Annotated in this window: 5 protein-coding genes; 1 reads left to right on the top strand and 4 read right to left on the bottom strand. The window is 44.7% G+C overall.

Going from position 1 to position 7065, the window contains the following annotated elements; genetic code table 11:
- From A3766_RS18835 to aceE, 3 genes are all read right to left on the bottom strand, one after another.
- Window positions 1-1045, bottom strand: a 1045-nt coding sequence (locus tag A3766_RS18835) for a hypothetical protein (protein ID WP_156508979.1), incomplete at its 3' end; no start/stop codon positions are given.
- Window positions 1046-1132: 87 nt separating this feature from the next.
- On the bottom strand, window positions 1133-2725 hold the full coding sequence (aceF, locus tag A3766_RS18830) for a dihydrolipoyllysine-residue acetyltransferase (protein WP_231872189.1): 1593 nt from the start codon (window positions 2723-2725) through the stop codon (window positions 1133-1135).
- A 10-nt stretch (window positions 2726-2735) separates the two neighbouring features.
- Window positions 2736-5396, bottom strand: coding sequence for a pyruvate dehydrogenase (acetyl-transferring), homodimeric type (aceE, locus tag A3766_RS18825; protein ID WP_068554856.1), 2661 nt, complete (start codon window positions 5394-5396; stop codon window positions 2736-2738).
- Between the two features lie 298 nt (window positions 5397-5694).
- On the opposite strand from aceE, the gene A3766_RS18820 reads away from it, so the two are divergent.
- Window positions 5695-6330 (top strand): hypothetical protein, encoded by a 636-nt coding sequence (locus A3766_RS18820; RefSeq protein ID WP_068512542.1) that lies wholly within the window; start codon window positions 5695-5697, stop codon window positions 6328-6330.
- 8 nt (window positions 6331-6338) lie between these two features.
- On the opposite strand, the gene A3766_RS18815 is transcribed toward A3766_RS18820, so the two are convergent.
- Window positions 6339-6920 (bottom strand): TetR/AcrR family transcriptional regulator, encoded by a 582-nt coding sequence (locus tag A3766_RS18815; RefSeq protein ID WP_068512545.1) that lies wholly within the window; start codon window positions 6918-6920, stop codon window positions 6339-6341.
- Between the last annotated feature and the right edge of the window lie 145 nt (window positions 6921-7065).

Below are 7065 nucleotides of genomic sequence, written 5' to 3'. Positions count from 1 at the left end.
CGGTGTCCTGATAGTACTTTTCAATACATATCGCGGTAATTTCCATAAGCTCTTCATATTGAGGCAGCTTTGCAAAAAGGCTCTTTGGTAATAACTGGTCAAGCTCAAATGGCTTCTCACCTCGCTCACCAAATACCAGCAAAGCACTACCGATTACGCGCTCATTATGAAAAGCAATCAATATCCGACCATAAGCATCCTGCTGCATAGCAAAGCGTGCAATAGGGTCATCTTTGTTACACATCCCCATACTCGCGTATGACTTGCGACGCAATTTCAAGACGGCTTCGTACTCCGCCTGAGTTTCAACAAAACGATACTGAACCAGCTCTTGAATATGCTGGGCATTCATACCCGCTCGACTAATGTCTCGCGGCGTCTTCTGTGCAAAATGGAAGCAATGCTGAGCCAGCTCGTCTTCTGCCAAATACGAAAGTGAGGGCGTTTCAATAAAGCATCTAATTTTATTCTGATCCGTTAACGAAACGTTGGACACCTTACCGACGACATTCTGAAGCTCTTGAATCGAACCCAAGCTATACTTCAGCTCCATACCTTCAAACAAGGTAAACTCTGTGTGAATCCCGCTTGCATAGAAGCCATTGCGAGACAAACTCTCCACCTCAAAATAGGCGTTTTGTTTGTAGACAAAAGGGTGAACCATTTGTCCTTTTAGGCTTTGTTCGGCACTTAAGTGGATAGGATGGAAACGGTCGTGCTTACTGCTCTGTTCGTGCTCAATGACCGCCGCAATTTTTACCTGCCCCTGCCTGATGGGCTGCCGGTCTATAATAAGCCCTTTAATCAGGTACTCGTGGTGTATCAAGGGGCTTACTAATACTTCTATTTTCCCTCCCACTTTCAGATCATCAGCATGCTCTTTTGAAACCGAGATAGCAAAGCCCAAACTTGAGAAGTCTGTGAGGGAAACCGAGAGGCTTTTATGCTCCAGACGAATCATCGCCTGGAAACCGTGCTTCCCGCTTAAAGATTGCCGAGCGATACGTCTATCTTCTCGGCTTATGAACTGGGTCTTAAATTCCATTATGGAAGTTACTCTAATTAATTGACAGCCTACAGCTATTTATTGAATTTATTATTTAATGACTGCCCGCATTCTGTACAATTTTTCCTACAATAACAACTCTCGCAAGTCACCTAGCACCTGTGACAATAAAGTTGTGAAACGCGCAGCATCGGCTCCGTTAACTGCTCGATGATCATAAGATAAAGACAGTGGCAACATTAAGCGTGGTTTGAAGGCTTCACCGCCATCCCAAACCGGTTTCATTTGCGCTTTCGATACCCCTAAGATCGCCACTTCCGGTGTATTTACAATTGGTGTAAAGGCGGTACCGCCCACACCACCTAAACTAGAAATAGTAAAACATGCCCCCTGCATATCCGCTGGCGACAACTTTCTGTCTTTCGCTTTGGCTGCCAAAGACTGGCATTCCTGGGCAATATCCCAAAGGCTTTTTTGGTCGACATTGCGAATAACCGGAACAACCAAGCCAGCAGGCGTATCTACTGCCAAGCCGATGTGTATATATTTCTTACGTACAATTTTCTCGTTTTTTATATCGAGTGAAACATTGAACTGCGGTAGCTGCTGCAAAGCATAAGCGCACGCTTTTATAATGAAGGCTACCGGTGTCAGCTTTACGCCGCGACTCTCAGCCTGTGCTTTGTGGCCTTTTCGAAAAGCCTCAAGGTCTGTAATGTCCGCCTCATCAAACTGCGTAACATGCGGAACCGTTAGCCAACTGGCCTGCATATTCTTAGCAGTAAGGCGCTGAAGTTTATCCATCTGCTGGATTTCAACTTCTCCAAATATTGAGAAGTCAGGCAAAGCAATTTCAGGAAGACCTAGCCCCCCTTGGTTACCACTTTGCGCAGCCTGGACCTGAGACTTTATATATTTCCTTAAGTCCTCTTTCAGAATTCTACTTCGAGGCCCGGAACCCTTTACTCGAGACAACTCAACTCCATGCTCTCTCGCAAATTTACGAACTGCAGGACCTGCATGAACCTTGCTTCCTGAAATCTGAGGCAGCACCGCAGGCGCATCATCCTCACTTACGATTGTCTCTTCCCGGGCATCAGTGTCATGCTCAGGTTTGGGCTTATTTTCATTGCTAGGCTTGCTGATTTCTTCGTTAGCATTCGCTGCTGATGAACCACCTTCAACCTTGAGCTCTGCAATAATATCACCTTTGGAAACCTTGTCTCCAACTTTGATATTAAGCGTTTGCAAAATACCCGACTCAGAGCAAGGTATCTCCATGGTTGCTTTATCAGACTCCAGCACAATCATCGCCTGATCACACTCTAAGGCATCACCTACTTCAACCAAGACCTCAATGACTTCAACCGATTCACTTCCGCCTAAATCCGGTACAGCTACCTGAACAAGCTCACTTTGCGGTGTTTCGCCCGGACTCTTCTCTTCCGAAGCTGATTCCTCAAGCTGAGCGTTCCCCTCAGAGGGTTCCATCACCAGTACCAAGGAACCTTCACTGACTTTGTCTCCTACTGTCAAAGAAACTGATTCAACCTTCCCCGCACATGGACTGGGTACCTCAACGGTCGCCTTATCCGATTCCAATACAATAAGTGAGCTGTCCACCTCAATTTCATCACCAGGAGATACACAGACCTCTACAACCTCTACTTCGCCCTCAACTCCGACATTGGGGACTTTGACTTCTATCGAATTCATCATCGTCTCCTGGTTATCGTTGAGTTGGACTTAGACAATTTCGGTCAATACCGAATTTGCGCATCGCATCTAGCACTACCTTCGCTTCAACCTTCCCTTCTTCAGAAAGTGCACTCAAAGCCGCCACCACGACATAGTGTCGATCAATTTCAAAAAACTGTCTTAATTTCTGCCGAGTATCACTCCGGCCAAAACCATCAGTCCCCAGAACCGTATAGCGCTTCGGTAAGTATGCTCGAATCTGCTCGCCATAAAGGCGGATATAGTCAGTCGATGCCACCACTGGTCCTTCACGTTCACCCAAGCAAGTTTCGACATAGCTTACTTTTTTCTTTTTATCCGGGTTCAACATATTCCAACGAACGGTCTTCATGCCATCTCGCGCCAATTCATTAAAACTAGTGACACTCCAAATATCACTTGCGATGTTATATTCATCACGCAAGATTTCGGCAGCAACTCTAACTTCATTTAATATGGCACCACTACCCATTAACTGAACGCTGAGTTTCTTTCCTCGCCCCTTAGGTTTAAGGGTATCGAATAAGTACATCCCTCTCAGGATTCCCTCTTCGGAGTCTTTGACCAAAGCAGGCTGTTTATAGTTTTCATTCATAATACTCAAATAGTAATAAACGTCTTCATTCTCCTGATACATACGACGTAAACCATCTTGAATAATCACCGCTAATTCACAGGCATAGGCGGGGTCATAAGCGATACAGTTCGGTATCGTTCCTGCCATAATATGACTATGTCCATCTTGATGCTGCAGCCCTTCTCCGTTGAGCGTTGTTCGACCTGCAGTTCCACCAACAAGAAAGCCGCGAGAACGCATATCGCCCGCCGCCCACGCTAAGTCCCCAACACGTTGAAACCCAAACATTGAGTAGTAAATATAGAACGGTATGAGCGGGTAATCATGAGTGCTATATGAGGTTGCGCAGGCCATCCATGCAGCCATTGCACCCGCTTCATTAATCCCCTCTTCCAGAATCTGTCCACCTTGATCTTCACGATAGTACATCACCTGATCACTATCATTCGGCACGTATTTTTGACCTTCAGAGGTATAGATGCCAAGTTGACGAAACATTCCCTCCATACCAAAGGTTCTCGCTTCATCCGGCACGATTGGCACGACGCGCTTACCGATACGCTTGTCCTTAGTTAAGGACGAAAGCATTCTAACAAAGGCCATGGTAGTTGAGATTTCTCTCTCACCACTGCCCTCTAGTTGATTCTTGAAAAAACTCAAGTCAGGCGTCACCAAAGGCTGACTCTGGGCACGCCGTTTTGGATAGAATCCACCTAGTTCCTCTCGGCGTTTTTTCATATAGACAGCTTCAGGGCTGTCTGCTGATGGCTGATAGTAAGGGATTGATTCTATATCGTCATCGCTGACAGGCACCCCAAACCGGTCACGGAATGCCTTAAGTGTTTCGACATCAAGTTTCTTCAGCGAGTGAGTACTGTTTGTTCCTTCACCAACCTTACCAAAGCCATAACCTTTGATCGTGTGCGCCAGAATAACGGTCGGCTGACCTTTATGATTAACCGCCTTATGATACGCAGCATAAACCTTGTAAGGATCATGCCCGCCACGATTAAGTTGCTCAATATCCCGATCACTCAATTGCTCAGCTAACTTGGCAAGCTCCGGATAGCGACCAAAGAAGTGCTTCCTCGTATAAGCCGCACCATTTGACTTAAAGTTTTGCATCTCGCCATCAACCACTTCATCCATCGCGCGCTGCATCGAGCCATCAGTATCTTGATCAAACAGAGGGTCCCACATCCGTCCCCAAATAACCTTGATAACATTCCACCCTGCGCCGCGGAATACCCCTTCAAGTTCTTGAATAATTTTACCGTTTCCTCTAACAGGCCCATCCAACCTTTGAAGGTTACAGTTCACGACAAATATCAGGTTATCGAGTTTTTCTCGCCCCGCTAGAGCTATGGAGCCAAGCGTCTCAGGCTCATCTGTCTCGCCATCGCCTACAAAGCACCAGACTTTTCGATTGCTTTTATCAGTAAGCTCTCGACTATGTAAGTACTTCATCACATGCGCTTGATAGATGGCTTGTAAGGGCCCTAAGCCCATAGATACCGTTGGGAACTGCCAATAATCAGGCATTAACCAGGGGTGAGGATATGATGGCAAACCATTTCCATCTACTTCATTTCGATAATTATCCATTTGCTCTCTAGAAAGCCGCCCCTCGATAAAGGAACGAGCATAGATACCTGGCGAAGTATGCCCTTGAATATATATAAGATCCGCTTCGCGCTTATCATTTCCCGCGTGAAAGAAGTGATTAAAGCCAACATCGTAAAGTGTCGCACTCGAAGAAAACGAGGATATATGTCCACCTAGTTCCCCCGGCCGTTTATTTGCCCTGAGTACCATCGCCATTGCATTCCAGCGAATAAGAGAGCGAATCCTACGTTCCATAAACAAATCGCCGGGCATCCGAGCTTCTTGGTCAGTAGGAATTGAGTTGCAATACGGCGTCGTCACTGAATATGGTAACTCACCACCTAACTTGCGAGCCTTCTCAGATAGTAAAGCAAGCAAATACTCCGCTCGCTCCATACCTTCATTATCGATTACAGACTGAATAGCTTCTAACCATTCCGAGGTTTCAATTGGATCAGAATCATCCAACATAGAGCACTCCTTAGGACACTAAATATTATTATTCTCTAAGAAAGCCAATCCTGGCACGCGAATCACCGCCAAAAATAAGCCGTCTTTACACATGACTCTAAGTTTAGACCCTCATTAGCAATAGCGTTAATTGAGTTTAGTAAAATAAACAACAAGCATAACGTGAATAATATTCACATTATTAAATGTACATATAGGACTTAAAACTGTATCATTTGTAACCAGCCGCAATTGATCTGCAGCGATATGTTCGAATGGAATATTTTTTTAGCTTTACTATGTTGTGTGTCTTGTTGAAATGAAAGCTCCGCTTATTCTTAGTATTTCTCTGCCCTTAATGTTGATAGCAAGTAAGTCACTTGCTTCGCAGCCAATTAATTCTCAAGAAAAGAGCACTATTGCCACTTATCAATCTTTGGCAATGAGCGAGTCAGACATGGACGACGTCTCTGCCATTGCCGGCATCTCTGTTTTGGACATATACGGCTCGCCTGCCGCAGGCTTAACCGTCGATAGCGAAGATGACGAAGCAACGAACTCTAACGGGAAAAATTCATACAATGAAGCAGAAGATACACAAGATTTTGCATCCCACGAGCTGAAGAAAATTGAAGACGGTGGACTGGCTACCACTCAAGCTAGTAATGATATAGCTTCGCCAACTGAAACATTAACTATTGAAGATAATTCAGTTGTCAGCGGTGCCGCACAAAGCTTTACCACCACCAGTGAAATAAATTATAAACCGAAGAATTTTCAGCATGAAATGAAGCAACTAAGTGGTGACTCAATTTCTATTTCACGTAACCTTCATGTAGACCTACTAAAAATAGAAAATCTTAGTGGCGATCATTATGACGAAAGCCGCTCCGCGGGCAGTATTTACCTATCCGACTGGACTTCTCGAGGTGACACAATCCTAACGCCTCGTTAGAAACCACCTTACCAGGCAGCGACCGTATTTCTTAGTATTTGCATCTGCCCTTCAATCTGCGCTTTAGAGTTAACAGCTCTGCGCCAGACAATCATCCCTTGAAGCTGGCAGAGCACAAATGCAGTCATATCCTCACTTCTCATTGTAGCTGGCTGCTCTCTTTGTATTTCATTTATTGCATTAAAAATAGCATCACGAAGATCATCGACCAGCAGCTTTAGAGCCGACCTCACATCGGCGTCTTTTGAAATCTGGCTTAAGCCAGTATTCTGCATCATACATCCTAACGAACCCGCTTCAGACTGAAGCTGCTCCAAAAGCAAAACAAAATAATCATCTAAACGCTGCCTTGCAGGCTTATCACTCTTAAGCGGCGCTAACAAATAAGCTAGAACAGTCTTCCTATAATGCATTAAGACCTTTATGAATATTTCTTTCTTATCACCAAAGGTATTGTAGACACTAAAGCGGTTAATCCCAAGCTCATCTACCAAGTCTTGCATAGACGTTGCTTCATAACCCTTAAGCCAGAAAAGCTTCATTGCTTTATGCAACACTCTATCCGCATCAAATGCTAACTTACGACCCATATGCCTTTCTCAATGAATGTACTAATAAAAACTAATTATAGATTATTCTTGACCGGTCGTTTAGAAAAAAATACCATTCTAAACGATCAGTTAGAAAAATTACTAAATCCCGACCAATAACGAATAAGGAAAAACCCTATGAAAA

Source organism: Oleiphilus sp. HI0132 (assembly GCF_001635845.1).
This window is presented reverse-complemented; position numbering and strand designations above follow the sequence as displayed.